General features: G+C 36.8%; 22 protein-coding genes and 2 pseudogenes. 17 read left to right on the top strand and 7 right to left on the bottom strand.

The genetic code is table 11. The annotated features are described in order from the left end of the window. Nucleotides 1-9: 9 nt before the first annotated feature. The gene (rpoC, locus tag EM4838_RS13895; RefSeq protein WP_019722521.1) at nucleotides 10-3,663 is read left to right on the top strand and encodes a DNA-directed RNA polymerase subunit beta'; all 3,654 of its coding nucleotides are present in this window, start codon (nucleotides 10-12) and stop codon (nucleotides 3,661-3,663) included. A 288-nt stretch (nucleotides 3,664-3,951) separates the two neighbouring features. Then, entirely contained in the window at nucleotides 3,952-4,476 is a 525-nt protein-coding gene (msrA, locus tag EM4838_RS13890) for a peptide-methionine (S)-S-oxide reductase MsrA (protein ID WP_010733927.1), read from the top strand. A gap of 91 nt (nucleotides 4,477-4,567) precedes the next feature. Here the strand turns inward: msrA and EM4838_RS13885 are convergent, their stop codons facing one another. Then, nucleotides 4,568-5,242, bottom strand: a complete 675-nt coding sequence (locus EM4838_RS13885) for a prepilin peptidase (protein WP_071867570.1) — start codon at nucleotides 5,240-5,242, stop codon at nucleotides 4,568-4,570. Nucleotides 5,243-5,298: 56 nt separating this feature from the next. Here EM4838_RS13885 and EM4838_RS13880 point away from each other — a divergent pair, with 56 nt between their 5' ends. The 3 genes from EM4838_RS13880 (at nucleotide 5,299) to EM4838_RS13870 (ending at nucleotide 7,842) form a co-directional block, all read left to right on the top strand. Continuing rightward, complete coding sequence (locus EM4838_RS13880) at nucleotides 5,299-6,852, top strand: gluconokinase (protein WP_071867595.1); 1,554 nt, start codon at nucleotides 5,299-5,301, stop codon at nucleotides 6,850-6,852. Between the two features lie 166 nt (nucleotides 6,853-7,018). Continuing rightward, nucleotides 7,019-7,486 (top strand): Dps family protein, encoded by a 468-nt coding sequence (locus EM4838_RS13875; RefSeq protein WP_062805959.1) that lies wholly within the window; start codon nucleotides 7,019-7,021, stop codon nucleotides 7,484-7,486. A gap of 140 nt (nucleotides 7,487-7,626) precedes the next feature. After that, a complete protein-coding gene (locus EM4838_RS13870; RefSeq protein WP_233433741.1) occupies nucleotides 7,627-7,842 on the top strand; it encodes a hypothetical protein in 216 nt (71 codons plus the stop codon). A 29-nt stretch (nucleotides 7,843-7,871) separates the two neighbouring features. On the opposite strand, the gene EM4838_RS13865 is transcribed toward EM4838_RS13870, so the two are convergent. The 3 genes from EM4838_RS13865 to EM4838_RS13855 form a co-directional block, all read right to left on the bottom strand. Beyond that, the gene (locus EM4838_RS13865; protein WP_071867569.1) at nucleotides 7,872-8,855 is read right to left on the bottom strand and encodes a hypothetical protein; all 984 of its coding nucleotides are present in this window, start codon (nucleotides 8,853-8,855) and stop codon (nucleotides 7,872-7,874) included. A 156-nt stretch (nucleotides 8,856-9,011) separates the two neighbouring features. Continuing rightward, on the bottom strand, nucleotides 9,012-10,397 hold the full coding sequence (gene argH / locus EM4838_RS13860; protein WP_071867568.1) for an argininosuccinate lyase: 1,386 nt from the start codon (nucleotides 10,395-10,397) through the stop codon (nucleotides 9,012-9,014). Nucleotides 10,398-10,498: 101 nt separating this feature from the next. After that, nucleotides 10,499-11,710: an argininosuccinate synthase gene (locus EM4838_RS13855; RefSeq protein ID WP_071867567.1), complete on the bottom strand. Its 1,212-nt coding sequence runs from the start codon at nucleotides 11,708-11,710 to the stop codon at nucleotides 10,499-10,501. Nucleotides 11,711-12,086: 376 nt separating this feature from the next. Between EM4838_RS13855 and rplM the strand changes: the two genes are divergently transcribed. Next, nucleotides 12,087-12,515 carry a 50S ribosomal protein L13 gene (gene rplM, locus EM4838_RS13850; RefSeq protein WP_153830627.1) on the top strand — a complete coding sequence of 143 codons (429 nt, stop codon included), beginning with the start codon at nucleotides 12,087-12,089 and terminating at the stop codon, nucleotides 12,513-12,515. A gap of 15 nt (nucleotides 12,516-12,530) precedes the next feature. Next, the gene (rpsI, locus tag EM4838_RS13845; RefSeq protein WP_010733940.1) at nucleotides 12,531-12,923 is read left to right on the top strand and encodes a 30S ribosomal protein S9; all 393 of its coding nucleotides are present in this window, start codon (nucleotides 12,531-12,533) and stop codon (nucleotides 12,921-12,923) included. 200 nt (nucleotides 12,924-13,123) lie between these two features. Here the strand turns inward: rpsI and EM4838_RS16915 are convergent. Continuing rightward, a pseudogene (locus EM4838_RS16915) lies at nucleotides 13,124-13,234 on the bottom strand (hypothetical protein); the annotation flags it as partial. A gap of 977 nt (nucleotides 13,235-14,211) precedes the next feature. Between EM4838_RS16915 and EM4838_RS13840 the strand changes: the two are divergent. Both EM4838_RS13840 and EM4838_RS13835 read left to right on the top strand, forming a co-directional pair. Beyond that, nucleotides 14,212-15,420, top strand: coding sequence for a DNA cytosine methyltransferase (locus tag EM4838_RS13840; RefSeq protein ID WP_081367481.1), 1,209 nt, complete (start codon nucleotides 14,212-14,214; stop codon nucleotides 15,418-15,420). Further along, nucleotides 15,362-16,702, top strand: a complete 1,341-nt coding sequence (locus EM4838_RS13835) for an Eco57I restriction-modification methylase domain-containing protein (protein ID WP_081367482.1) — start codon at nucleotides 15,362-15,364, stop codon at nucleotides 16,700-16,702. The genes EM4838_RS13840 and EM4838_RS13835 overlap by 59 nt, the downstream gene beginning before the upstream one ends. Before the next feature lie 83 nt (nucleotides 16,703-16,785). On the opposite strand, the gene EM4838_RS16910 is transcribed toward EM4838_RS13835, so the two are convergent. After that, on the bottom strand, nucleotides 16,786-16,989 hold the full coding sequence (locus EM4838_RS16910; protein ID WP_108173767.1) for a transposase: 204 nt from the start codon (nucleotides 16,987-16,989) through the stop codon (nucleotides 16,786-16,788). A 1,320-nt stretch (nucleotides 16,990-18,309) separates the two neighbouring features. Between EM4838_RS16910 and EM4838_RS13830 the strand changes: the two genes are divergently transcribed. The 3 genes and pseudogenes from EM4838_RS13830 to EM4838_RS17175 all read left to right on the top strand — a co-directional run. Continuing rightward, complete coding sequence (locus EM4838_RS13830) at nucleotides 18,310-19,524, top strand: hypothetical protein (protein WP_081367471.1); 1,215 nt, start codon at nucleotides 18,310-18,312, stop codon at nucleotides 19,522-19,524. 19 nt (nucleotides 19,525-19,543) lie between these two features. Continuing rightward, entirely contained in the window at nucleotides 19,544-19,834 is a 291-nt protein-coding gene (locus EM4838_RS13825; protein ID WP_071867940.1) for a hypothetical protein, read from the top strand. A 580-nt stretch (nucleotides 19,835-20,414) separates the two neighbouring features. Then, nucleotides 20,415-20,612, top strand: a pseudogene (locus tag EM4838_RS17175) (Fic family protein); the annotation flags it as partial. A 26-nt stretch (nucleotides 20,613-20,638) separates the two neighbouring features. On the opposite strand, the gene EM4838_RS13820 reads toward EM4838_RS17175, so the two are convergent. Further along, nucleotides 20,639-21,106, bottom strand: coding sequence for a hypothetical protein (locus EM4838_RS13820; protein WP_081367470.1), 468 nt, complete (start codon nucleotides 21,104-21,106; stop codon nucleotides 20,639-20,641). 1,485 nt (nucleotides 21,107-22,591) lie between these two features. Here EM4838_RS13820 and EM4838_RS13815 point away from each other — a divergent pair. The 5 genes from EM4838_RS13815 (at nucleotide 22,592) to EM4838_RS13795 (ending at nucleotide 26,741) form a co-directional block, all read left to right on the top strand. Next, a complete protein-coding gene (locus EM4838_RS13815) occupies nucleotides 22,592-22,924 on the top strand; it encodes a hypothetical protein (RefSeq protein WP_071867939.1) in 333 nt (110 codons plus the stop codon). 27 nt (nucleotides 22,925-22,951) lie between these two features. Further along, nucleotides 22,952-23,773 carry a WxL domain-containing protein gene (locus tag EM4838_RS13810; RefSeq protein ID WP_071867938.1) on the top strand — a complete coding sequence of 274 codons (822 nt, stop codon included), beginning with the start codon at nucleotides 22,952-22,954 and terminating at the stop codon, nucleotides 23,771-23,773. A 35-nt stretch (nucleotides 23,774-23,808) separates the two neighbouring features. Next, on the top strand, nucleotides 23,809-24,585 hold the full coding sequence (locus EM4838_RS13805) for a WxL domain-containing protein (protein ID WP_071867937.1): 777 nt from the start codon (nucleotides 23,809-23,811) through the stop codon (nucleotides 24,583-24,585). Nucleotides 24,586-24,615: 30 nt separating this feature from the next. Further along, nucleotides 24,616-25,368: a WxL domain-containing protein gene (locus tag EM4838_RS13800; RefSeq protein ID WP_071867936.1), complete on the top strand. Its 753-nt coding sequence runs from the start codon at nucleotides 24,616-24,618 to the stop codon at nucleotides 25,366-25,368. 227 nt (nucleotides 25,369-25,595) lie between these two features. Beyond that, entirely contained in the window at nucleotides 25,596-26,741 is a 1,146-nt protein-coding gene (locus EM4838_RS13795) for a WxLIP family cell surface protein (RefSeq protein ID WP_071867941.1), read from the top strand. Nucleotides 26,742-26,847 lie beyond the last annotated feature (106 nt).

Here is a 26,847-nt window from a genome sequence, read left to right as displayed (position 1 = left end):
GAACCCCTTTTGATCGATGTAAATAAATTCGAAAGTATGCAAATAGGTTTGGCTTCTCCCGAAAAAATCAGAAGCTGGTCTTACGGTGAAGTAAAAAAACCTGAGACGATTAACTATCGTACCTTAAAACCTGAGCGCGAAGGGTTGTTCTGTGAGCGGATTTTTGGTCCTACAAAAGACTGGGAATGTGCCTGCGGAAAATATAAACGTATCCGTTATAAAGGAATCGTTTGTGATCGCTGCGGTGTGGAAGTGACTCGTTCAAAAGTTCGTCGTGAACGTATGGGTCATATCGAATTAGCAGCACCTGTTTCACATATCTGGTATTTCAAAGGTATTCCTTCTCGTATGGGTCTTGTATTAGACATGAGCCCACGCGCATTAGAAGAAATCATTTACTTTGCCTCATATGTTGTCATTGAACCAGGAAACACAAGCTTAGAGAAAAAACAATTGTTGACTGAACGCGAATACCGCGAAAAACGTGAACAATATGGTCAAGAATTCCAAGCAGCAATGGGCGCGGAAGCAATCAAACAATTACTTGATAACGTTGATTTGGATGGCGAAGCGGCTGAATTGAAAGAAGAGTTGAAATCTGCACAAGGACAAAAACGTACACGCGCGATCCGTCGTTTGGACATTTTAGAAGCATTCCGTGCTTCTGGCAATGAACCAAGCTGGATGGTCATGGACGTTATCCCTGTCATCCCACCAGATCTACGACCAATGGTCCAATTAGAAGGTGGACGTTTTGCAACAAGTGACTTGAACGATCTATATCGTCGTGTGATCAACCGTAACAATCGTTTGAAACGTTTGTTAGACTTGAATGCACCAGGAATCATCGTTCAAAATGAAAAACGGATGTTACAAGAAGCGGTAGATGCGTTGATCGATAACGGTCGTCGTGGCCGTCCTGTTACAGGACCAGGTAACCGCCCATTGAAATCTCTTTCTCATATGTTGAAAGGGAAACAAGGTCGTTTCCGTCAAAACTTACTTGGTAAACGTGTCGACTACTCTGGTCGTTCAGTTATCGTCGTAGGTCCTTTCTTGAAAATGTACCAATGTGGATTACCAAAAGAAATGGCGATCGAATTGTTCAAACCATTCGTGATGCGCGAATTAGTTCAACGTGAACTTGCTTCAAACATCAAAAATGCGAAACGCAAAATCGAACGTCAAGAAGATGAAGTTTGGGATGTCTTAGAAGACGTCATCAAAGAACATCCAGTTCTATTGAACCGGGCACCTACGCTTCACAGATTAGGTATCCAAGCATTTGAACCAGTTCTTGTCCAAGGTCGTGCGATCCGTTTGCATCCATTGGTATGTGAAGCATACAATGCCGATTTCGATGGAGACCAAATGGCCGTTCACGTACCGTTGAACGAAGAAGCACAAGCAGAAGCACGTATGCTGATGTTAGCTGCTCAAAACATCTTGAATCCAAAAGATGGTAAACCAGTTGTTACACCTTCTCAGGATATGGTTTTAGGAAACTACTACCTAACAATGGAAGAAGAAGGTCGTGAAGGCGAAGGAATGGTCTTTAGAGACCAAAACGAAGCAGTCATCGCATGGCGTAATGGCTACGTTCATTTACATTCACGTATTGGTGTGAACCCAACGACATTAGGGGACAAACCATTTACAGAATGGCAGAAAGAACGCACGATGATCACGACTGTTGGTAAGATCATCTTCAATGAGATCATGCCACCAGAATTCCCTTACTTGAATGAACCAACTGACTTCAACTTGACTGTCCAAACACCGGACAAATACTTTGTTGAAGCTGGAACAGATATTCCTGCTCACATCAAAGAACAAGAACTAGTTTTACCATTCAAGAAGAAAAACTTAGGAAACATCATCGCCGAAGTCTTCAAACGTTTCAAAGTAACTGAAACATCTAAGATGCTTGACCGTATGAAAGACTTAGGATACAAACATTCAACACATGCAGGTATCACTGTAGGGATTGCCGACATCAGTGTCTTGAATGAAAAACAAGTGATCATTGACGAAGCACATAAACAAGTAGAGTCGATCACGAAGCAATTCCGTCGTGGTTTGATCACTGACGACGAGCGTTATGAACGAGTAATCGCTGTTTGGAACTCTGCGAAAGACAGCATCCAACAAAAACTGATGGAAGGTTTGGAAGCGAAAAACCCAATCTTCATGATGTCAGATTCTGGTGCCCGTGGTAACATCTCCAACTTTACTCAGCTTGCTGGTATGCGTGGATTGATGGCCGCACCGAATGGACGTATCATGGAATTGCCGATCATTTCGAACTTCCGCGAAGGACTTTCTGTCTTGGAAATGTTTATCTCAACTCACGGGGCTCGTAAAGGAATGACCGATACAGCCTTGAAGACAGCCGATTCTGGTTACTTGACACGTCGTTTAGTTGACGTTGCCCAAGATGTCATCATTCGTGAAGAAGATTGTGGCACTGACCGCGGTCTTGAGATCCAAGCAATCCGTGAAGGAAATGAAATCATCGAATCTCTTGAAGATCGTTTGATTGGACGTTACACTCGTAAAGAAGTTCGTCATCCTGAAACCAACGAAATGATCATCGCCGGAAATCAATTGATCTCTGAAGATGTCGCAAAACAAATCGTTGATGCAGGTGTTGAAACTGTAACGATCCGTTCTGTCTTCACATGTAACACAAAACATGGTGTCTGCAAACATTGTTACGGACGTAACTTGGCAACTGGTTCTGACGTTGAAGTCGGAGAAGCAGTTGGTACGATCGCCGCTCAATCAATCGGTGAACCAGGTACTCAGTTAACAATGCGTACGTTCCATACGGGTGGGGTTGCCGGAGATGATATCACTCAAGGTCTTCCTCGTGTCCAAGAAATCTTTGAAGCACGTAATCCGAAAGGGCAAGCAGTGATCACTGAAGTAACAGGGGATGTCATCGATATCTCTGAAGATCCTGCTACACGTACCAAAGAAGTAACAATCAAAGGGAAAACAGATACACGTACGTATACAGTGCCTTACACTGCACGTATGAAAGTCGCTGAAGGCGATATGATCCATCGTGGTGCACCATTGACAGAAGGATCAATCGATCCAAAACAATTGTTGCAAGTACGTGACGTTCTATCTGTTGAAAACTATCTATTACGTGAAGTACAACGCGTTTACCGTATGCAAGGGGTAGAAATCGGCGACAAACATATCGAAGTAATGGTTCGCCAAATGCTTCGTAAAGTGCGCGTCATGGACCCAGGCGATACAGAAATCTTGCCAGGTACACTGTTAGATATCGCAGACTTCAAAGACCAAAACTACAATACGTTAGTTGCTGGTGGCGTTCCTGCGACATCTCGTCCAGTCTTGCTAGGTATCACAAAAGCATCATTAGAAACAAACAGCTTCTTATCAGCTGCATCCTTCCAAGAAACAACTCGTGTCTTGACTGATGCTGCGATTCGAGGCAAAAAAGATCCACTTCTTGGTTTGAAAGAAAATGTTATCATCGGTAAGATCATTCCAGCTGGTACTGGTATGCCACGTTACCGCAACATGGAACCAAAAGAAGTTGGCGTTGCAAGTGAAAACGTGTATAGCATTTCTGACATCGAAGCACAAATGGCTGCTGAAGATGCGATGAACGAGCAAACGCGATAAACCATGAGTTCACATAAAGAAGGTCAAGTTCCTGTTTGAGGGACTTGACCTTTTTTTTTGTGGATAAACTAGAATCAAGAAAGTAAAAGGTAACTGTGGATAAAAGAAATGGCAATAGATATCCACAGGGGATAATTATTATGTGTACCAAAATTTATCCACAAGTTTTCAAATAATAAAAGAAAAACAATAAAAATAGGCTAAAAATACCGGTAGGGGGTAAAACAAGCATATTACTATTTATTTCAATGAAAACGAGTATGATAAAACCAAAGGAGCTGATAAGAAATGGCAGTGAAAAAAGCTGTATTTGCAGGTGGCTGTTTTTGGTGTATGGTCAAACCTTTTGAAACACAACCAGGTATCCTCTCCGTTACTTCCGGTTATACTGGAGGACATGTACCAAATCCAACCTACGAACAAGTGACGACTGGAACAACTGGTCATACTGAAGCGGTAGAAATCGAATATGATCCTGAAATCATCACCTATGCACAATTGGTCGAGATTTATTGGCAACAGACCGATCCGACAGATGCTTTAGGGCAGTTTGCTGATCGTGGGGACTCTTATCGTCCGGTCATTTATTATAGTGATGAAGCAGAACGTGAAGCCGCAGAAAACTCAAAACAACAGTTACAAGCAAGTGGCCGTTTCGATCAACCGATCGTCACAAAGATCGAACCTCGTACGACCTTTTATCCCGCAGAGGAGTATCATCAAGATTACTACAAGAAAAACAAGATCCATTATCAGTTGTATCGTGAAGGCTCTGGTCGGGCGGGATTCCTTAGAAAAAACTGGAAAGACTAGCAGTATAAGTTACTAGAAAATATGAATTTTAAGTAATAAGAAAAGAGGAAGGTCGGACATTTTGTTCTAGATGCTTCTTCTTTTTTGTGTACTAGCGGAAATAGAGGACCAACCATAAGGCAATACTCAGAAAAGGAACAAAAGGGAGATGCTTTCTTTTCTTATGGAGTAAAGCAGTGACACAAAAATAACTTAAACCAAGACAACTGGCGATAAACATAAGCATGAGAAAATGTGTGGAGGCTAACCCACCACTCCAACTAAGTAAGAGTAACGTATCACCTGCCCCTAAATAAGCTTGCCCATAACGCAGCAAACCGTAACTGATCAAGCCGAACGCAAAGCTGGTTTCTAAGTGAAACTGCTCAGTCAGCACCCAGTAGGCCCATAAGAAAGTCCATGAGAAGTAAAGAATGCGAGTGTCGATCGCAAGGTAAAAAATATCCATCAACGAAAATAAAAAAGCAGTGAATAGCCAAATCAAATGAACTGTATCTGGCGAATAGCATCCTGCATACATAAATAGCGTACCGCTGATCAACTCGGCCAGTGGATACATGGGTGAAAGTTTGGTCTGACAAGAGCGGCAACGAAATCGTTGCATGAGGATCGAAAGTAATGGAATCAACTCATACCAACGCAATGTTTGGTGACAGTTGACACAATGTGAACGAGGGGAAATAATAGAAAGGTCTTGAGGAACGCGTTGTGCGACCAAGCACAAAAAAGAACCAAAGCAACAACCAATGATAAAATAAAGAAACATCAGACCAACCTCCTTTTGATTAAGATACGCAAAAAAGGAGAAGAGAGGTGGAAAAAATAATGATTGCAGTCGGGGTCGATATCGGTACTACGCAAACGAAAGCAGTTGCATTCAATGAACAAGCAGAAGAAGTAGCTACAGCCTACTTTCATTACCCGCTGATCCAAGAAATCCAAGGGATGGCTGAACAAGATCAGGAATTGATCGTCCATGCAGTGTATACGGTCATCAATGAAGTGATCCAACAATTGCCAGCACAGACAATCCAATTCATTTCATTTTCAACAGCCATGCACAGCTTGATTTTATTAGATAAAAATAAAAAACCTTTAACTCGTATGTTTACTTGGGCAGACACTCGTGCCGTCAATGAAGCAGAAAAATTAAAAGCAACTGAAAAAGGTCGAGTGATCTATGAACGGACGGGTACGCCGATCCATCCAATGACACCATTGATCAAAATCAATTGGTTGAAAAACGAGTTTCCTGATTTATTTGAGCAAGCGGTTTATTTTGTAGGGATCAAAGACTATCTTTTTTATGAGCTGTTTGCTGAATTAGTCAGTGATTATAGTACTGCTTCTGGCACAGGGTACTTCGATATCCACCGTTTCCAATGGTCAGAGCCTATTCTTGAAGAGTTAGGGATACAAGAAGAGCAATTACCGAGAGTAGCACCTGCGACTACCCAGTTCACGAAATTAACAGAACAAGCTCGTACGAGATTTCATTTTGATCAAGAAATTCCATTTATTTTAGGTGGAGCCGATGGGCCATTATCCAATTTAGGCTTAGGTGCATTTGGTGAGACGACGGCAGCGCTGACTGTCGGTACCAGTGGCGCATTACGATTTATTTCGAATCGCCCAAAGCTCCATCCAACAATGGAAACCTTTTGTTACGTTTTGGATCAAACACACTGGGTCATCGGAGGAGCAACAAGTAATGGCGCAGGGATCTTTGATTGGGCGGTCCATACATTGATGCAAGATGTCGTTCAACGAGCTAAGGAACAAGGAGAAGATCCGTATCAAGCAGTCCTTTCAGAAATCGCTTTTGTCCCGCCTGGCGCCAATGGGCTGATTTTTCAACCGTATTTATTGGGTGAACGAGCACCTTTGTGGGATGCGGAGGCATTTGGAAGTTTTATTGGTCTGCAACGATGGCATACAGAAAAAGACATGATGCGAGCGGTCCTGGAAGGGGTTTGTTTTAATCTCAAACGAATTTTGCGAGGTATCTGTCCACCCGATCAAGTGATTGAGTTACGTGCAACTGGTGGCTTTGCTCAATCAGTGTTATTTCGGCAGATCATGGCAGATGTATTGGGACAACCTATCCGTTTTCCAAAAGTTAAAGAAGCCTCAGCGTTAGGGGCAGTCATATTAGGTTGGCAGAGTCAAGGCAGAATCGAAACATTAGGTGAAGCTTCCGCATATATTGAATTAGCACAACAAGTGGCTGTTCAGAAAAAAGCCAGCCGCATATACAACAAAATATATCCTTTGTTTGTTTCGACACAACAAGAATTAAGCCGCTATTCTCAGTTATTTGCGGAACTACGAGAGGATCTATCAATAGAGATGATAGATGAAGAAGGCGAATCGTAAATGATGACATTAGTTATATTTTCTATTTGGTTGGCGGATTTTTTGCTATTTAAAAAAAGCATTACTCTGGGGATGAAAATCGTTCTCATCTAAAGGATTTTAGTGTACTTTTCCCTCAAAGTTTACTATGATTTTAATATAGGCAAATGCGAGGAGGCAGAATTACATGAAATTTCAACAAACAAAAGAAGTATTGAATCAATTAGTAGCAGATTTAAGCCAAATGTCGGTGATCGTCCACCAAACTCATTGGTATATGAGAGGTCCTGGATTCTTGACATTGCATCCAATGATGGACAGCTTCATGGACGACTTGAATGAACAATTAGATGAAATCTCAGAACGTTTGATCACATTAGATGGTTCACCTTATTCAACGTTACGTGAATTTGCAGACAACACAAAAATCCCTGATGAAGTTGGTCGTTGGGATCGCACGATGGAAGAACGTTTAGAAACATTAGTCGCAGGTTACCGCTATTTAGCAGATCTTTTCCAAAAAGGAATTGAAGCTGCTGGTGAAGAAGGCGACGATCCAACACAAGATATCTTCATTGATTTTAAAGCAGCAACAGAAAAACGCATCTGGATGATACAAGCACATCTAGGTAAAGCACCAGGAATTGACGCATAAACAAGCGAATCACAACTATAAGAGACACCCTGTTGACACACATCCTTTGAGACGTGTTTCGACAGGGTGTTATTTTTTCTATTAATTACAGCAGAAATTTATTTTCTGAGAATGGGAAAAAGAAATGGTTCTCGTTGTTGATGGTTGTAATGTTGTTGTCGTCGGTTTTCCAACCGACACTCTTAGCCTTTGCGAGTGATCGATCCTTCAAAGAAGCAACCTCACGTCCGGCTGTTGAGATTGATTTAAGTGGCACATCGCCAGCAAAAGATGAAAAAACATGGAACGAATGGGTAAAACTCCGAGGATTTACGGATACCCTTACAAGAGTCTTTCTGTCATTTTTTTGTAATTGACTGAGCATTGAGTACACCCTTTTGAATATTCAGGAGTGGATTTGTCGTAGCCCGCGTTCTTTGGAATCAAGGGCTTCAGATTGGAATTTTTCAGTGGAATAATGATCACGCCAGTAATATAGATTATGTAACTGATATTGATGAATAATAGCTAAAGTAGGGTTATTCAATCGCTCTCTTAAATCAAGATAATCAATATTCAACATCCATTTACTGTAAAAATCTCCATATATACCAAAGCTTATGTTATAGGGAGAACAACCAAATAGAGGAATATCTTCATAGCAAATCTCATATTCTTCCTCCGATAGACCACGTCTATCGTCGTCTAGGTCGTCTTCCTCTGGATCATAAGGACACTCAGCAAGAAAATATCCATCACTTGGACCAAAATCAATAAATGAATCATCATGGGTCACAGTTAGTCGAGAATCTAATTGATTTAACTGAGTTTCTAGAAATTCCGTATTCTTTTCTACAGCGGCCAAAGGTCGATGCTTAGGGTCAGTGAAGGTGATTAGTCGACTACTTTTTCTACCTTCACCGATCATCTGTGAAGTTCTTTGATAATGAGATGCGATTGTTTGTTGGAATTGTTCTTCTGGAAATAAATCCTTCCAGTAAGATAAGTTTTTTGCTTGATAAGTGTGAATAACAGTTAATATCATATCGTCAATTGCTTGTAGCGTTTTTCGATCCGAATGATTTACTTTTCCGTAATGTTCATCAATTTGTTCGCCATAAGGTGTAAAACAATAGAGCGTATAAAATTGATATTTCAATCGATACTCCGAATACACAAAATGTTCCATCGGATGATTTGGCACACGAGGATCCCAGTAAATCGACGAAAGTTGTGGAAAGACCTCTGGACCATAATCAATAAAGTTATCATTATGTATCAAAGTCAAATCTGGATCGATTGCATGAAATTTTTGTGTAAGTTCTTCTGTCATTTTTTTGATCGCTGCTTGTGGTCGACGGTTGGGATCGACAAAGGGGAAGAAATGCATAATAGTTTTTCCTTTCTGTATGAAAAAGTTTTTTAAAATAAAGTATGACATGTTTATTCTTGAAAGACTGAACTTTTTTTACATATTTTTGAAAAATGTAAACTAAAAAAGAACATCTTGAGACAACGTGTGGAAACATTGTCTCAAGATGTTCTTTTAGTTCTTGTCTATTTTCAACTGATGTAGTGCTTGTTCAATTTGTCTTTCTACTTGGTCAAAACCTGTACCACCTAATGAATTGCGACGTTTTACGGCAGTTTCCGGAAGTAAGGTGTCGTAAATATCGGCTTTGATCAGCGGGCTGATTGCTTGGAATTCTGTTAGTGGGATGTCTTGTAATGAACAACCTTGTTGCGTACAATGTAAGACGAGTTTACCGACAATCTCATGGGCCTGACGGAAGGGGATGCCTTTTGCAGCCAAGTAATCGGCTAACTCAGTCGCATTGGAGAAATCTTTTTGAGTGGCTGCATACATTCGGGCTTTGTTCACTTCCATGGTTTTGACCATGCCTTCCATGATCGAGAGACTAGCTAAAATCGTTTCACTCGTATCGAACATGCCTTCTTTATCTTCTTGGAAATCTTTGTTATAGGCTAAGGGCAAGCCCTTCATCAACGTGAGTAAACCAAATAAATTACCATATACTCGACCTGTTTTTCCACGAATCAATTCTGCCATATCTGGGTTTTTCTTTTGGGGCATGATCGAACTGCCTGTTGAAAAAGTATCCGAAAGTTCAATATATTGGCATTCATAACTACACCAAAAAATGATTTCTTCGCAAAAACGTGACAAGTGCATCATCAACAAAGAAGCATTACTTAAAAACTCTAGAATAAAATCACGATCACTGACGGCATCAAGACTGTTTGCATAGACAGCAGAAAAGCCTAATTCAGTCGCGGTGAATGAACGATCGATAGGGAATGTCGTACCTGCTAATGCCGCACTGCCTAACGGGGAAATATCGATTCGTTTCAGGCTTTCTGTGAAGCGTTCATGGTCACGAGTAAACATCTGATAGTACGCTAAGAGATGATGGCCAAAGGAAATCGGTTGGGCGTGTTGCAGATGAGTATATCCTGGCATGATCGTAGCCGTATGCTCCGCTGCTTTTTCCACGAACGTTTGGCGCAACGAATGAAGTTTGTCGATCAGTTCAAGTACCGTTTCTTTTAGATACAAGTGCATGTCTGTTGCGACTTGGTCATTACGGCTACGAGCAGTATGTAGTTTCCCGGCAACAGGTCCGATTTCCTCATGCAGGCATTTTTCAATATTCAAGTGGATGTCTTCATTTTCCACCGAAAAATGCAAAGTGCCATTCGTTAAGCGTGTTTGCAGTTTTTCCAAACCAGTGATGATCTGTTGCGCTTCTTCCTCGGACAAAATCCCAGTATGGACCAACATTTTCACATGGGCGAGACTACCTAAAATATCTTGTTCAGCTAATTTTTGATCAAAGGAGATCGAGGCGCCGAATGTATCGATCCATTGTTCACTTTTTCCTTGAAACCGTCCACCCCAAAGTTTATCCATGTGATTCCTCCTATGTTTTGAATGAAAGAAAAGAAGGTAAAAGGTCCTGTTTGAGTTCGCACTCAGCTTTTACCTTACTTTTCTTTTGATTGCTTTACTCGCTACTCTGATCCTACGGCTGTTTGTTGCTTCGTTTGAACTTCCGCATAGACTTTCGATGGCAGACCCCAAAGCTTGATAAAACCGACAGCAGCTTGTTGATCGAAGGTATCCGCTGAAGTATACGTTGCTAGTTCTTCGTTATACAGACTATTGGCTGATTTACGTCCTTCAACGATGACATTTCCTTTGAAAAGTTTGACGCGGACCGTCCCATTGACTGCAGTCTGGGTTGCCTTCAAGAAAGAGATCAACGCATCGGTCAATGGATTGAACCAGAGACCATCATAAATCATTTGGCTCAACTGTTGCTCGATCATTGGTTTGAAATGTGCTAATTCACGAACGAAGGTCAAATCTTCCAGTTCTTTATGTGCCTGCATCAAAGTGATCGCTCCAGGGCATTCATACACTTCCCGCGATTTGATCCCTACCAGACGATTCTCCACATGATCGATCCGTCCGATTCCATGCTTGCCGGCTAATTGATTCAAAGACAAGATCAATTCAGACAAAGGTAAACTTTCTTGATTCAAAGCAACTGGAACGCCTTGTTCAAAAGTGAGTTCAATGATATCCGGCTGATCAGGTGTATACTCCAAGGCTGTCGTAATATCATAAGCACCTGCTGGCGGAGTCGCCCAAGGGTCTTCTAACACACCACACTCACAAGCACGTCCCCACAAGTTTTGGTCGATAGAATATGGATTCTCCAAATCTGCTGGGATCGGCACATCATTTTCTTTTGCATAGGCGATTTCTTCTTCCCGAGACCATTGCCATTGACGAACCGGTGCAATGATTTTCATTTCAGGTGCCAAGGCATTGATTGCTACTTCAAAACGAACTTGGTCATTGCCTTTTCCTGTACAGCCATGAGCAATCGTCGTTGCACCAGTTTTTCGAGCTAATTCCACTAATTTTTTTGCGATCAAGGGGCGAGAAAGCGCAGAAACCAGTGGGTAAGACTGCTCGTAAAACGTATGACCTTGTAGCGCGATCAATGCAAATTCTTGAGCAAATTCCTCTTTAGCATCGATGGCATAAGACGCAATTGCGCCAACTTGAAGTGCTTTTTCTTTAATAAAAGCTGTATCTTTGCCTTCACCAATATCTAGGCAACAAGCAATCACCTCATAATCTTTTGCCAACCATTTGATTGCTACAGAGGTATCTAATCCACCTGAGTAAGCCAATATAATTTTTTCTTTCATAAAATCGCCCCTTTATTTTTAAGTGTTTTCAAAATAGATGTTTCAAATGATAACACCATAAAAATAAAAAAGCAATCAATAAATTAAATAAAAATACATAAATAAAGATAAAATAAAAATAATATTCAATAAATATAGAAATAAACAGTTTTTTATACAACCGGGTATATCTTTTTAAAAGACATCAAACTAGTGAGAAATCTAAAATGAAAGGAAAATTAAATTTTTCAGAAGCACAGAAAAACGTTGACATTATCGGTATTTGCAGGTAATATGTTAAATGGTATTGTTTGCCCCACAAAGAGCCCCGGAAACTCGAAGTGTATGTCAAACATCAGAACTTAAATTGGAGGAAAATAACGTGCGTACAACATATATGGCCAAACCAGGCGAAGTAGAACGTAAATGGTATGTAGTAGACGCAACTGATGTTCCATTGGGACGTCTTTCAACAGTTGTTGCATCTGTACTACGTGGAAAAAATAAACCAACTTTCACCCCTCATTTGGATACTGGCGATTTCGTCATTGTTATCAATGCAGATAAAGTGAAATTAACAGGTAAAAAAGCGACTGATAAAATTTATTACCGTCACAGCAACTACCCAGGAGGATTGAAATCAATCTCAGCTGGTGAATTGCGTGCTAAAAATTCTCGTCGTTTGATCGAAACTTCTGTAAAAGGCATGCTACCTAAAAATACTTTAGGCCGCAAACAATTTACAAAATTGAATGTATACGGTGGAGCAGAACATCCACATGCAGCACAACAACCAGAAGTTTTAGACATCACAAACTTAATCTAATAGGAGGGAATTTCATTGGCACAAGTTCAATATATCGGCACAGGCCGTCGTAAAAATGCAGTTGCTCGCGTACGCTTAGTACCAGGAACTGGTAAAATTACTATCAACAAAAAAGATGTTGAAGAATATATTCCACATGCTGACTTGCGTGAAGTTATCAATCAACCTTTCGGCGTTACTGAAACAAAAGGCGCATATGACGTATTTGTTAACGTAAACGGTGGAGGATACGCTGGACAATCAGGAGCTATCCGTCACGGAATCGCTCGTGCATTGCTAGAAGTTGATCCTGACTTCCGTTTAGCTCTTAAACGCGCTGGGTTACTTACACGTGACGCACGTATGGTTGAACGTAAAAAACCAGGTCTTAAGAAAGCTCGTAAAGCTTCACAGTTCTCAAAACGTTAATCTTTTATCAAAGATTCGAGACACTCTCCATTTGGAGGGTGTTTTTTTTTGATTTCTAAAAAAAATTAGAAAATTGTCTTTTAAAGGCTCTTCGACAAGTGGTGTTGGCGAGTTCAAATTGAAAGAATTTCACCGAGAATAAATTGAAGCAGAAATGTGTTTCGATTTATTCTTTTTTGTTCTAGATTGATATTGGAAAACTAAGCTTGAATCAAGTAAATACGGTGACAAAAATTGCGGTAACCATAAGCTACAAGTGTGATGACTTTGATTGTATTGTCTCTTCCTTCCGACGTCCTGTTACTATAAGGTGTTTGGAAAGCTTTTTAAATTCCTTTTCTATATTTATTTAAGGGAGTGAGTATCCTTGATTTATAATTATTTTACGTCTGAACTTTTAATTTGCAGACTATTATCATTTGAAGTCAGACTTATTGATTCACGAGTAAGAATTGCATCTTGTTCATTCAGTATTATAGAGTTTAAGTCCAAGTAATGCTCCACAATGATAAAGCAATAAGTACTAAGGTTTCAAAGTAATTACGATGACTGCTAGTAAGATATTAACGCAATATATTCATCTCAGTAATGGAAAGTACATTATTTCTCTTTTCAGCATCTTTTTCTCTAGTTTTTATCAAGCCTGTAAAGTTAGTGTTTAATAATCTTCTACCGCAAGTATTTTTATATAATAAAACATAACAGAAAAGTTATATTTTTTGAAAGTAAATATGAATTTAATTTTTTATAATTATAAGCATTATATAAAAATAATGCTAAGTCTCTTGATCATAGAGATTTAATTTTTTTTAGATTCCAGAAAATTTCTATTGAATAATTTATGGAGATAGGATGTTCCTGAAAAAGATTTATGAAGCTCATTAAGAAGCTCATTAACAAGAAGAGATGCAAATGATAGAATAAATTTTTAGCTTGATTCCTAATCTGGGTGAATTGTTGAGGAAAGATTATGATTTGTTTATAGATGCGCTGGAGCAGAGAGTATATTATAGAGATTTATCCTTAGAAGGTAGGTGATTGGTGTTATTAGATGGGTCAATGAGTAGATATATATGTCAACTTTAACTTGATTTGCTTTTAAAAGGCTATATAGCTTCTATTGATTTGTAATTTGTTATTTAATAATAGATACTGATTATATAGGAATGTAGATGTAAAGATTGTATCTAAGTCCTTCTCAAGTGCTACAAAATGTGTTACAATAGATTCTATATTTTGATAGATACAGTAAAGATTATGTTCATGGATGAGAAAGAGGTGAGTTGTTTTGAATTACATTAGTTTATTTAGCTCGTCAGGTATAGGTTGTTTCGGTTTTAAACAAGAAGGGTTTGAGGGTGTTGCAACATCAGAATTAATTGAAAGACGTTTAAATGTGCAACGAGCAAATAAAAAAGTGAAATATTCTGACGGGTATATACTTGGTGATATTACTAAACAGTCTGTAAAAAATAAATTATTTTTTGCTGTGGACCAGTATAAAAAGTTAGAAAATGTTTCGGATATCGATGTAATAATTTTTACAGCTCCTTGTCAAGGTATGTCCGTTGCAAATCATAAAAAGAATGATGGAACAATTGAGCGAAATTCTTTAGTTGTTGAGGCATTAGAAATAGTTAAAGAAATTAAGCCTAAATTTTTTATTGCTGAAAATGTGCGAGCATTTATGAATACAAAATGTATAGATCATAACGTTGAAAAAAAGATTTCAGCTGCATTTAACGATTGGTTAGGCGAAGATTATTGTTACGAGTCTCAGGTTATAAATTTTAAAGACTATGGTGCTAATAGTAGTCGCACCCGTACTTTAGTTATAGGGGTAAGAAATGATCTTACAAATTTGACTAGTCCTTCTTTCTTATATCCTACAAGGGAAAGTACAAAAAATTTAAAAGAAGTAATTGGGCATCTGCCTAGTCTGGATAAGATGGGAGAAATCTATCCGACAGATATATATCATAATTTTAAAAGATATAGAGAGGACATGCGTTCCTGGATTCACGATGTAAAACCAGGACACTCAGCTTTTGAGAACGATGAACTTTTAAAAAGACCACATCGTCTTATTGATGGTGAAATTGTTCCAAATGTTCAAAAAAATGGTGATAAATATACTCGACAGCGTTGGGATGCAGTAGCACCGTGTATTCATACACGAAATGATATAATGGCTAGCCAAAATACTGTTCATCCAGTTGATGATAGGGTTTTTAGTATTAGGGAATTAATGTTAATGATGAATATTCCAAGTACATTTAAATGGAGTGAAATTCCAGAAATTTCATTAAATAGCATGTCCCTCTCTAATAAAGAGAAATATTTGAAACAGAATGAAATTAATATTCGACAAAGTATTGGCGAGGCAGTACCAACCATAATCATGCAGAAGATAGCAAAAAATATTAAGGTGATATTAAATGAATCTAAACAAGAAAAAATTAAACCAACTGATAAACGATTACAACCTTCAGCATAGAGAGGATGTTCTGCGATTTGTAAAAAAAAATCCTGAGAATCTAGAAATAAATGATTTATCAAGGATAGCTGAATTAGTAAATAATTCTAGAAATGACACCGCAGCCTACTATACAGATGCGTCTATTTTGGATACGCTAAAAAATTTTCTTCCAGATATAAAAAAAAAAGAAATACATGTCCTTGAGCCGTCTGTTGGTGTTGGGAATTTTTTGCAGTCAATAATTGATAAATATCAGCATGCAGACAAGCTCATTATTGAAGTAAATGATATTGATTCAAAAAGTATCGAACTATTGAAAGTATTGAACAGTTACAGAAAAATTCCTAATAATGTTGAGATAGTATATCACAATGAAGATTTTTTAAGTCCGTTTTTCATTTCAAGTACAACGAAATATGATTTGGTAATAGGAAATCCTCCATTTTTAAAATTAAATCAAAAAAATGGTTTGCAAGATTACGCAATTACATTTAATGATATGACCACTAATAATATATCTGGTTTTTTTATGCAAAAAGCGACGGCTATTTCTAATTATGTAGCTTTGATTTTGCCAAAATATTTTTTAAATAATTCTGATTTTGGGGAAACTAGAAATAGAGTAAAACCTTACTCTATTGAAAAAGTCATAGATTTCGGGGAAAAGGGCTTTAAAGGGGTTTTGATTGAAACAATAGCAATTTTAGTTGATACAACTAAAGAACCTGATATAACTTTAAGTTATTCTGTAACAAAAGATTTTTATAATAAGCAAAAACAATCAGATTTAACAAGTGATGAATTTCCCAGTTGGTTACTATATAGGAATGATTTTTTTAATAAAATTGCTTCCAACATGGTGTTTTCTGTATTCAAAGTTTTTCGAGATAGGCAGTTAACAAATACTGTACTTAAAGATTCCGGCGATGTTAGAGTTTTAAAAAGTAGAAATATTGCTAGGGATGGTTCAGGAATTATATCAATTGAGGGATACGATAAATATATAGACTTTGAAGAATTATCACGATTTTCAATCGGTAACTACTATGAACGAGATGACGTCTACTTAAGTCCAAATATGACGTATTACCCTCGAGTAATAAAAAAACCTAAGAAGACAGTTGTTAATGGATCAGTAGCTATTTTAGAAAATATATCCGATTACAGTATCACTGATAAGCAGTTAGAATTCCTTAACAGTTCAACTTTTGAAGAATTTTATAAAATTGCCCGCAATTTAAGTACAAGAAGTTTAAATATTGATTCAAATTCCGTTCAATTTTTTGGGCTGTATAAATAATTAAAAGTATTCAGTTAATTACGGAATGCTTTTTGCACAGACTCTTCGACAAGTAAAGTTGGTGAGTTCAAATTGAAAGAATTTCATCGCGAATCAATCGAAGTAGAAATGTGTTTCGATTGATTCTTTTTTGTTCTGGATTGATATTGGAAAACTAAGCCTTGAATCAAGTAAATACGGTGACGAAAATTGCGGTAACCATAAGCTACAAGTGTGATGACTTTGATTGTATTGTCTCTTCCTTCCGACGTCCTGTTACTATAATGTGTTTGGAAGGCTTTTTTAATTCCTTTTTAATATTTATTTAAGAGAGTGAGTTTCTTACGAAACCACTCAGGAAGTTTTATATCTTAGGTAGGCGCCACTTCGAAAAATTGTTCGTATCTTTTTTATAGTGATAGAGAAAGAATTGACCTGTGTCATAGGCTCGCTTCAATGTAGAATCATAGCTTAGTAGTTTATCAACGGTGCTTTTTTTAGTCATCGGTCGCTTAAAAGGATAATCATAACGATAGCGTGAGCTATCCAATAGATAAAAATCCTTTAGAAATAACTTCTAGTAACGTTTAAGTCGTTTGTACTGCATGCGATCTTTGTTGCTATAAGTATCCATGATTTGAATCTGTAAATGATTCAATGCCCGCTAGATATGCTGGATAATATAAAAACAATCCGTGACAATTTGTGCATGGGGAAAAATACTTTTGGCTAACTCAAAATATCGAGTATTCGTATTTTGACGATATATTAGATCTATTGGACATACTCTTTTGTTCAACGGGTGTGACGAGATAGATAGGCACGTAGATAAACTAGTTTGCGACTTTCAAGAAGACCTAGAATTTGATTCATTTGGTCATCCATGAAGATAAAGTTCATTTTCCCAACACAGGATTTCGCCGCTTTAAATTTATCAAAGCAGAGAATAGAAAGCAAGTAGTCAAAGCGAGCTTTCACGTTCTTCCCCGCTACTTTCATGATTCGAAAAATCGTTACGTCTGATACGAAGTATCGAACAGTAATGTATTTTCTACTGGAGTTGATCACTAATTCGGTCATGATTTTTGTTTAAAGTCGACAGAAATCGAACAATTTCTATCGACTAAAGAAGTTTCAGCCGAGAAATTTGCACCACATTTTTTACATAGAAAGCGATTTTTTTAAGATTTAAGATAGTTTTATGTACATGAATCGGTAATAATTGAAACGTGGTTTGGTAGCTACCAAATTTAATCACTTGTCTTTCATTTTTAATTCCATATTTTGTACATCAAGAAGAATTGTGATCTAAGCGTCCATAAATTACTTAGGAGGTAATGCCTCTAGCAAATTTGTAGGGGGAATAATATTTTTATCTGTTAAACTGAGTAATTTATTAGTATGATCATCCATAGAGATATCCTTTCTTGATCGAGTTTATTTTAGACGACTGAATTCTATCAATTTGGATCTATCTGTTTTTACAAAAAATAGTCTTAGTAGAAAACAAAATTGTTTTCCACAAACACTAGACATTTTAGAACGTTTGTTTGTAATGATAGTTAATGAAATTTTTAATCAATAATGATAAAATGGAAAAAAGTACAAATATGGATGGAGATATCTGGATGATTACAGAAATGGAAGTTAAGCAATTTTTAACTCTAAAAAATTATGATATTCGAATAGAGAAAAATGGACGTTGGATTGACCAAAAATGTACTCCTGATGTTGTAAACATTATTGCAGATTGTGTATTGCAATATATTTTTGATTCGGATAGTTTAGAAGCTTTTTCAAGCGTAGATATTTGGCATTATAAATATACAAAAGAAAATATTCGAGATATTTTTAACAAACCAAGTACAGAGCATGAATTATCAAAAAATGAGTACGATAAATTTTTTGCACAGCCTTTGGAGATGTTAGCAAATGCAAAAGTGTTAAATAAATCAAAAAAAGGAAATAGAAATATTTACAGTATAAATGACTTAGATATTCTAGAATACATTTCTCTGCACGAAAGAAATGCGCTTAAATTTATTTCTAGCTATTGTGAGAGAGTACTGGTTGATAGTGATATCTGGGATTGGTTCGAAGATTTTTTTAATACTCAAACGCAAGAAGCTTACTTAAGTTTAAAAGATAATTTTGAAAATTTCATTATTTCTAATACTCCAATTAATGGAATTATAGAAGTAAGAAGAATTTTTACTAAAGTTATAAATCCATTGGCGTATACTCTTCGAAAATGTGGAACATCTAGAGGGAGAATTTCTAAGTATCCAATTACTTACTCGGAACTAATGTATAATCGTGAGAATTTTCGGGATTCTAATCATTTTAAACCTAAAGGTATGACCCGACAGGAATGGAATAAACAGCGAAAAATTAAGATTAATGTTAAATATTTCAAATATCAGTCCATTAAAGCAAAAAAATATTTGCGAAAATTTAATGACCAATTTCGCAATTCTATTTCAGAGTTGAATGATGATTATTCAGCAGGTGCAGCAATCCATATGCATCATATCTTTCCAGAGCATCAGTATCCAGAGATTTCAATGTTTTTAGAGAATTTAATTGCGCTGACTCCATCGCAACATATCACAAAAGCTCATCCTATGGGAAATACACAAAGAGTTGATGTGCTATATCAAGAACTTTTGTTAAAAACTAAGGCGAACTCAATTGAAGAAAATTTATTTGATGAAAATATTGATACTATTTATACGTTTGATAATTTTATTAAAGTTTTAAATGTTGGGTTTGGTTCAAGATATGAAGTAGAAGAGAACGATTTTGTTACTGCAATGTCAATTATCTCCAATCATTATTCATAATTAAAAAGGAGGAGCTATAATGAGTAAGTTAGTCTATGGGAGAAATGGTCAAGTTGTGTTTAATAATGAAGATGAAAAAAAAGAAGCATTTGATTACCTTTTAAGTGGGACGCCAAATATTAATTTCGTCAAAGAGAATAATCAAAACCAAGGTGCCTGGGGACCAGAGTATCGAATTCATTTTATTAGTAAAGATGGAGTACCTGCTGCTTTGTTAAGAAATATGACAGCAGGACGAGGTGGGATTGTTGGAAGAATAAATTGTGCGGAATTGATGGAAGAACTGGTAAAGTCTGGGCTACATTTTTAAATAATTTCTTGGAAATTCTTTATCTAAAGAGCCAGCAAATATACTTACTTATGAATTCATTACTACGACTTTTTTCGGTGCAAACACTAACAAAAATAATCTGATTTTATTACATTCATCTAAATCTACGAGGTAATGATGGCATAAAAACAAAGATTGATGAGTGTATATTTGGATAGAATTACTAATAAAATTCTTAATTTATGCTCAAAATGTTACTTACTGAAATTATTGCGAATTTATTAGCTTACGAATACAGTATGAGACGGAGATCTCGCGGGAAATCGAATACCAATCATTTGTATCGTTTCAAGACATTTTCCAAATTTGGGGAGTGTCTTTTTTTGCTCTTCGACAAGTAGTGTTGGCGAGTTCAAATTGAAAGAATTTCACCGAGAATAAATCAGAGCACAAAGAAGCGATTGTAAAAAAGATTTAGTCAATTTGAAGAAAGTAAGATAAATTTAGCCAATTACTCCGCCAATAGGTGTTTTTCTCCGCCAAATGAGATGAAATGGCGGTGAAAGATGTCTAGTATCGTGAGTTGAAAAAACTTTATTTTAGTAATAATCTGCTGAATATGATAACTAATATTCTTGAGTATAAAGGAAAGCAGGAGATGTATACTACGACAACGAATAGACGCTTGAAACAAATCGTGTCAGAAAAAAATTAAGTTTCGTAATCGGGATGGTTACGAATTCATGTCAGTTATGAATATATTCGAGTAGTGCCGAGTAATATTTTAACGTTACACAAGAACCTTTATAGTGCTAGTCATGCTCTGGTTTTTTATTCTTTAAATCATTCAAATAGAGAGCGATTCTCAAAGTTTGAAACATAGTCTAAAAAATAAATATCTCTATTATCTAAGTGCTCTTGTTCGATTCCTTGGCGTATTCTAAAGTCGATAGCTAATAAATTGCAATTTGTTTCCATAATCCCGAGTGACTCCTCGAAGATAATATAAATTGTTTCTTTCTTTAATCCAGGGAGTGTGATTGGATTTTTTGCATATGACTGATAATAGATGTTGCTTTTTGAATTGTCTGATACATAAAATAGGCGAAATTCGATCTTTTTTTCTTTTCGAGCATAGATCGAGTGAAGAACATTGATTTTTAACATTTCAAGATGTTCTTTATAAATAATGGAAATAGGGGTCTCTTTTACATCAACTAGTTCTTTCAATGTAGCTAAAGGTTCATTTCTCGTTTTCACACAATGTATTTTTTCTTTATATTTTTCAAAAAGAAAATCCGAATCTAGCAATATTCTGTTCCTCCTGAAATGTCATCAATTTATTACTACAGTAGCGTTATTTATCAATGCGGATCTCCAGCCAAAAGAAAGATAATAAGCTTGTAATGTCGAAGCATAAACATTTGCACGGGACTCGCTTGTAGGAATACTCATCGTACTAACATAACAGGTTCCAGTAGCTGCAGCAGTTGTTCCTTGATAAAAATTATTTACATTTAAGTAAGTATATGGATTTAGCAAGCTCAAATTCGTTACTCTAATATTGCTGGCACGCCATATATTAATTGGGTCTGTACCGACCAAGCAATGTATAATTGACAGGTGGTTTCACTCATTCTAATTATATATCCTGAAACAACGGTGATGCCTTTAGATAAGCTATTGTTATCCAGTTTAGCATTTTTTTCTTTATTTAAGTTTATTGTAGCCTGTTCTAAAGTATATTTGAAGGTAAATCTCTTCTATTTATTATTGTTGTATCAATATTTATTTCATTAGAAGGAGCCATTTGATCACTATAGACAATACTCTGAGTAACCATAATAATAGATAACACACTGAAAAGAAAAATAGAAATTTAAAAAAACTTTTTTGGTTAAAAACTTTTTTCATTAATTCACTAACTTATCCTCACTTTTTTTAGCAAGCGCTTGCAATTGCAGTTTATGGAAACGAATTAGATTATAATGTAACAACAATATATTTATTGTTGATATAACAAACAATATCTTTAATAAATTTAATTAAGTGAAAAATTATAGTAAAAACAAAGGTTCAAGACTATTGAAATTGGAGATCTTCCACCTAAAATAAAGGGATAATTTATTTTTTTTGTCATTGAGCAGTATTTATCTGAATATCTATTGAAGTGGTGGATTACAAGTATAGAGAAAATAATGGGATCATAAAAAAATAGTGTTAGAGCGATTACTTCAGCACATAAAGAGACTGGGACAATCGTCCTTTCGCACCTCCTGAAACCAAAAAAACGGTGGGAACAGAAGTAGCCTCTTTTTTTATATCTATTTATTAGGATACATAAGACGTGAGTGGATGATCGAATGTAAGCATCTACATTCTATGATCAAAGAATGAAATTTTTCAGATAGTTATCTTCATAGTTATCAAAATTTAATTATTTTGTTCTTTTTTTTTATACTATTTATTATTTATTTTAATTAATTACAAGTTTTATTTTAATAAATATGAAATGGACAATACCAATTATTCTATTAATAAAAGGATTTGTAAATTATTTAATACAGAAGAAATAAATATTAGACAACTTGTTTATACAAATTTAATAGTTATTTTATATTTTTTTTAAAATTTTTTATAAGAGTGACTCGATAAAATAGTGTATATTTTTCCAAGGCTTTTACAGAGGTGACTTTTTGTTTAATTTTTTTTCAGGAACTAACAGAAAATTAAGATGATGAAGAAACCGCAGAAAGGTATGATGAACGAGTACTAAGGAGGAGGAAGCAGGGAAAGATGTTTAAGTCAAAGCAAAAATGGATGACTTGTTTGGTTTTGCTTTTGCTGTTATTAAGCAGTAATGCAACTGTCGGTAGGGCAGATACTCAATCTTATGGAAGTTATGGAGAGACCGGATTTTATGGTAAATATGAATATATGACTCCCCCTAGCTCCGGACATTTAACAGAGGATGAGAAAAATGTTCTTTTGATAGCTCCAGACGAACAAATGAAAATACCAGCTGCCGGTGATAGCTCCAATGTTCTAATGTACGTTCTAACTGTTATTACTATGTTGGCTAGCTTGATTTTATACCGAAAATTGAGCCTAAATAAAAAAATCGCCTAAGCGAAAAAAGGAAGGAACAAATAAAAAATGAAAAAAATACAAAAATATTCTTTAGTAATGCTTGCCGGTGTTGGAATGATCTCTACATACGGAGCAACACTTGTCAATGCAGCAGCTGTTGGGCAGTACGATTCAAAGTCTTCGGTTGAATTTAAACAAGGGACAACGGTTACCCCCCCAGTCGATCCAGAAGACCCAGATCCAAGTATTCCGGTCGTACCGATTGATCCAACTGATCCAACAAATCCTCCAGGACCTGGCACGGGCGGGCCACTAGCGATTGACTTTGCTTCCTCGTTAGCGTTTGGTGAACAATCGATTACTTCTAAAGATGAAACTTACTATGCGCATCCTCAAGCATTTGACAATGGAAATACGACTGAAAACTATGTACAGGTAACGGATACCCGTGGGAATTTCGCTGGTTGGACATTATCAGTAGCGACAGATGCACAATTCCATTTAGACACAGTGGACCCAAGTGTGACAGATGAAAGCAGTGCTGAAGTAGGTGACTATTTAACAGGAGCACAATTATCTTTCAGTGGTGGTCATGTGAATACAGAAAAAGGCATAGATTCGTCTATCTATCCTAAAGAAGTAAAAACAGGTTCGTACGCAGTTTCTACCGCAGAAACAGTAATCGTTGCAGCAGCTAAAAACCAAGGGATGGGTACATGGACTTACGGATTGGGTACACCAACAGATTATGATACAACCGCAACAAGTGCAGATGCTATAGCAACAAAATCACCAATCACACTATCTGTACCAGGTGCCACAGTAAAAAAAGCGGGAACTTACACAACGAACCTTAATTGGACACTATCCGATACACCAGCAAACTAATGAAATTTAGATATTTTCCAAGGAAGGAGGACTATATGAAGAAGTTTTTATTGGCAAGCGTACTTTCTATGCTACTTAGTGTTACTGCCACTCAAATGGTTGATGCAGAACATCATGAAGATTTAGGAGAGTATGATGCGGTAAGATTTCAATCATCGAAAAAACCGACACTTCCTGTAGATCCCACCAACCCGGAAATTCCAGTTGATCCCATGAATCCTGACGGTTCTAAGCCTAATCCTGGAACAGGAGGGGCGTTGTCAATTGATTTTGCCAGTAGTTTAGATTTTGGGATGAATCAAATATCCAATAAAGATGAGTATTATGAAGCCCAGGCACAAAAGTATTTTAATGATCCGAGTTTAATCACCCCGAACTTTGTTCAAGTCACAGATAATCGCGGAACATTGACTGGATGGACGCTGAAAGTAAAAGAAACTCAACAGTTTCACACTGAAGAAGATGTCCAATACAAAGAATTAACTGGTGCAACGTTGTTCTTTCTGAAACCAGAACTGGTAAGTAACAGTAACTCTCCAAACCCAACTGCCTATGAAGTATTAGGAATGGTTCCCAATCAAGAAAGTGTAATAACCAGGGCAGAGTTCAATCAAGGAGCTGGGACATGGATCACTCGATGGGGAGATTTAACAGATTTATCCGAAAAAAAAGAAATAATTGAAGGAAAAGAGAAAACGACTACATTCACTTCCGCGATTCAATTGTTTGTTCCTGGATCAACCCCTAAAGATCCAGTGAGCTATAAAACGAATTTGGTCTGGATTCTTTCGGATCTACCAACAAACAAATAAAAAATGAGTCATCAAAAAGGAGAAATTCACATGAAAAAAGTAACATTGTATACAACAGCCGTATTAGCGTCATTGATCGTAACAGGTATAGCAACAACTGCATCAGCCGACGAAGTAGCAACTTACGATGCCTATGGAGCAATCAAATATACACCATCTACTAACGTAACTGACCCTATTGATCCATTGAACCCAACACAGCCAGTGACACCAGAAAATCCTGATCCAACTATCCCGGTTGTTCCTGGAACGCCTGGACCATTATCTATCGACTTTGCTTCATCATTTGATTTTGGAACACAAGAAATCACATCAGAAGATATGGTTTATAGTGCAGCAGCACAAAAGTACAAAGATGCTACAGGTAATGCAACTACTGGTCCAAACTATGTCCAAGTGACAGATAATCGTGGGACACTAGCTGGTTGGTCTTTAACTGTTAAAATGGGTGATTTTGCTTCGACAGATTCAGCTTCTGCTGGTAAACCTGGAGCAACTTTAGATGGTGCTAAAGTGTACTTGACTAATGCAACGATTGCTTCAGCATCTAAAACACCTGCGGATAAAGTAAAAACAATCACTACACTAGATCCAAATGTTCAATCAGACATCGTCATGGGTGCGACAGATGGAAATGGTGCTGGTACAAACTTGGTAGACTTTGGTAACGATTCAACAAAAGATTCTTCTGTAAAATTGGAAATTCCAGGTGCTTCAACAAAATTAGCAAGCAGCTACAAAGCAACAATGACTTGGTCATTAAGTGATACACCAGCAAACTAAAATTAGTAGAAAACAAATGAAACCAGATATGTCCGAATTCGGGAAGTAAAAGGAAGAACCCGGAAATACCCCCCTATTTTCGTCATTCTCCAGTATTTTTTGAATACAACATATTTGAAAAAAATAAATCTTTAAAAGAAGAGAGTGTGTCGAAAGTTTATCCGAAAAGTTCGGAAGCTTTTGGCACAACTTTTCTACATATAGAAACGAAGGAGAGCGCAACAGAAATGAAAAGGGCAAAATTTTATTTAACGATGTTCGTAATGGTGATGGTAATGATGATAACTAATCAAGTTGTCAAAGCCAACGAGTTTCAATTTTCAATGACACCAGTCTTACCAGAAAACCAAGCAGAAGATGTTTCTTATTTTGATTTATTGATGACGCCAGGGCAAAAACAAACAATCCAAGTCTTGTTAGATAATTCAACAGATAAAGTAGTTACTGTCGAAGCAAGTGTAGCAAGTGCTACCACCAACATCAATGGGGTGGTCGAATACAGTCCGACTGAAAACAAAAAAGATAAAACATTGAAGTATGATTTGGCAGAGTATGTGAAGATGCCTGATGAAATTGCTTTACAACCGCAGTCACAAACGAGTATTGCAATCGAGGTAACTATGCCTTCTGAAAAATTTGATGGTGTAATTGCGGGCGGTTTGACGTTCAAACAAAAGTCCTCCGAAACAGATACCTCGTCAACAGATAAAAAAGGTGTTTCATTGAAAAATGAATACAGTTATGTCGAAGCGCTTGTGTTGCAACAAACAAACACAAAAGTTGCGCCATCTTTAACGTTAAATGATGTTGCTCCTTCTCAAGTTAATGCTCGTAACGTGATCAATGCCAATCTTCAAAATTCAAAAATGGGCTATTTAAACCAAATGAAAGTGGATGCAACAGTCACCAATGTTGACGATCCAAACATGACGTTCACTTCAGTCAAAGAAATGATGCAAATGGCACCAAATACAAATTTTGATTATCCTATTGCAATCAGTAATCAAGGAATGTTGGATAGTGGTAATCCATCCAAACCGATGAAGGCGGGAACGTACCATTTAGCCATGGATGTGTATGGGCAAAAAGATCCTAGTGGAGAGTATGTCCAAACAGAAAAAGATCAAGAAGGCAAGGAAACGGATATTCATTATGTCTACAAATGGCATTTTGAAAAAGACTTTACTATCACTGCTGAAAAAGCAAAAGAATTAAATGCAAAAGATGTGACGGTCGAAAAGGATAATACTTGGATTTACTTCTTGATTGGTGGCATCCTTCTGGCATTACTTGCGTTTCTTTTGTTCTTTATTCTTTGGAAACGTCGCAAAAAGGACGAAGAAGATGAAGAAGATAAAATTTCCTTGCCGTAAGTTGATTCTGTCAGTTAGAAAAGGTGACACAAAATGATGTTGGAATTTCTAGATAAAAAATCCATAGGCAGACTTAGACTCCTCTTCTATCTGGATGCTCATGCTT

It is taken from the genome of Enterococcus mundtii (assembly GCF_002813755.1).
GTDB classification, from domain to species: domain Bacteria; phylum Bacillota; class Bacilli; order Lactobacillales; family Enterococcaceae; genus Enterococcus_B; species Enterococcus_B mundtii.
The sequence above is the reverse complement of the archived record's forward strand: the minus strand, read 5'-3'. Positions and strand labels throughout refer to the sequence as shown.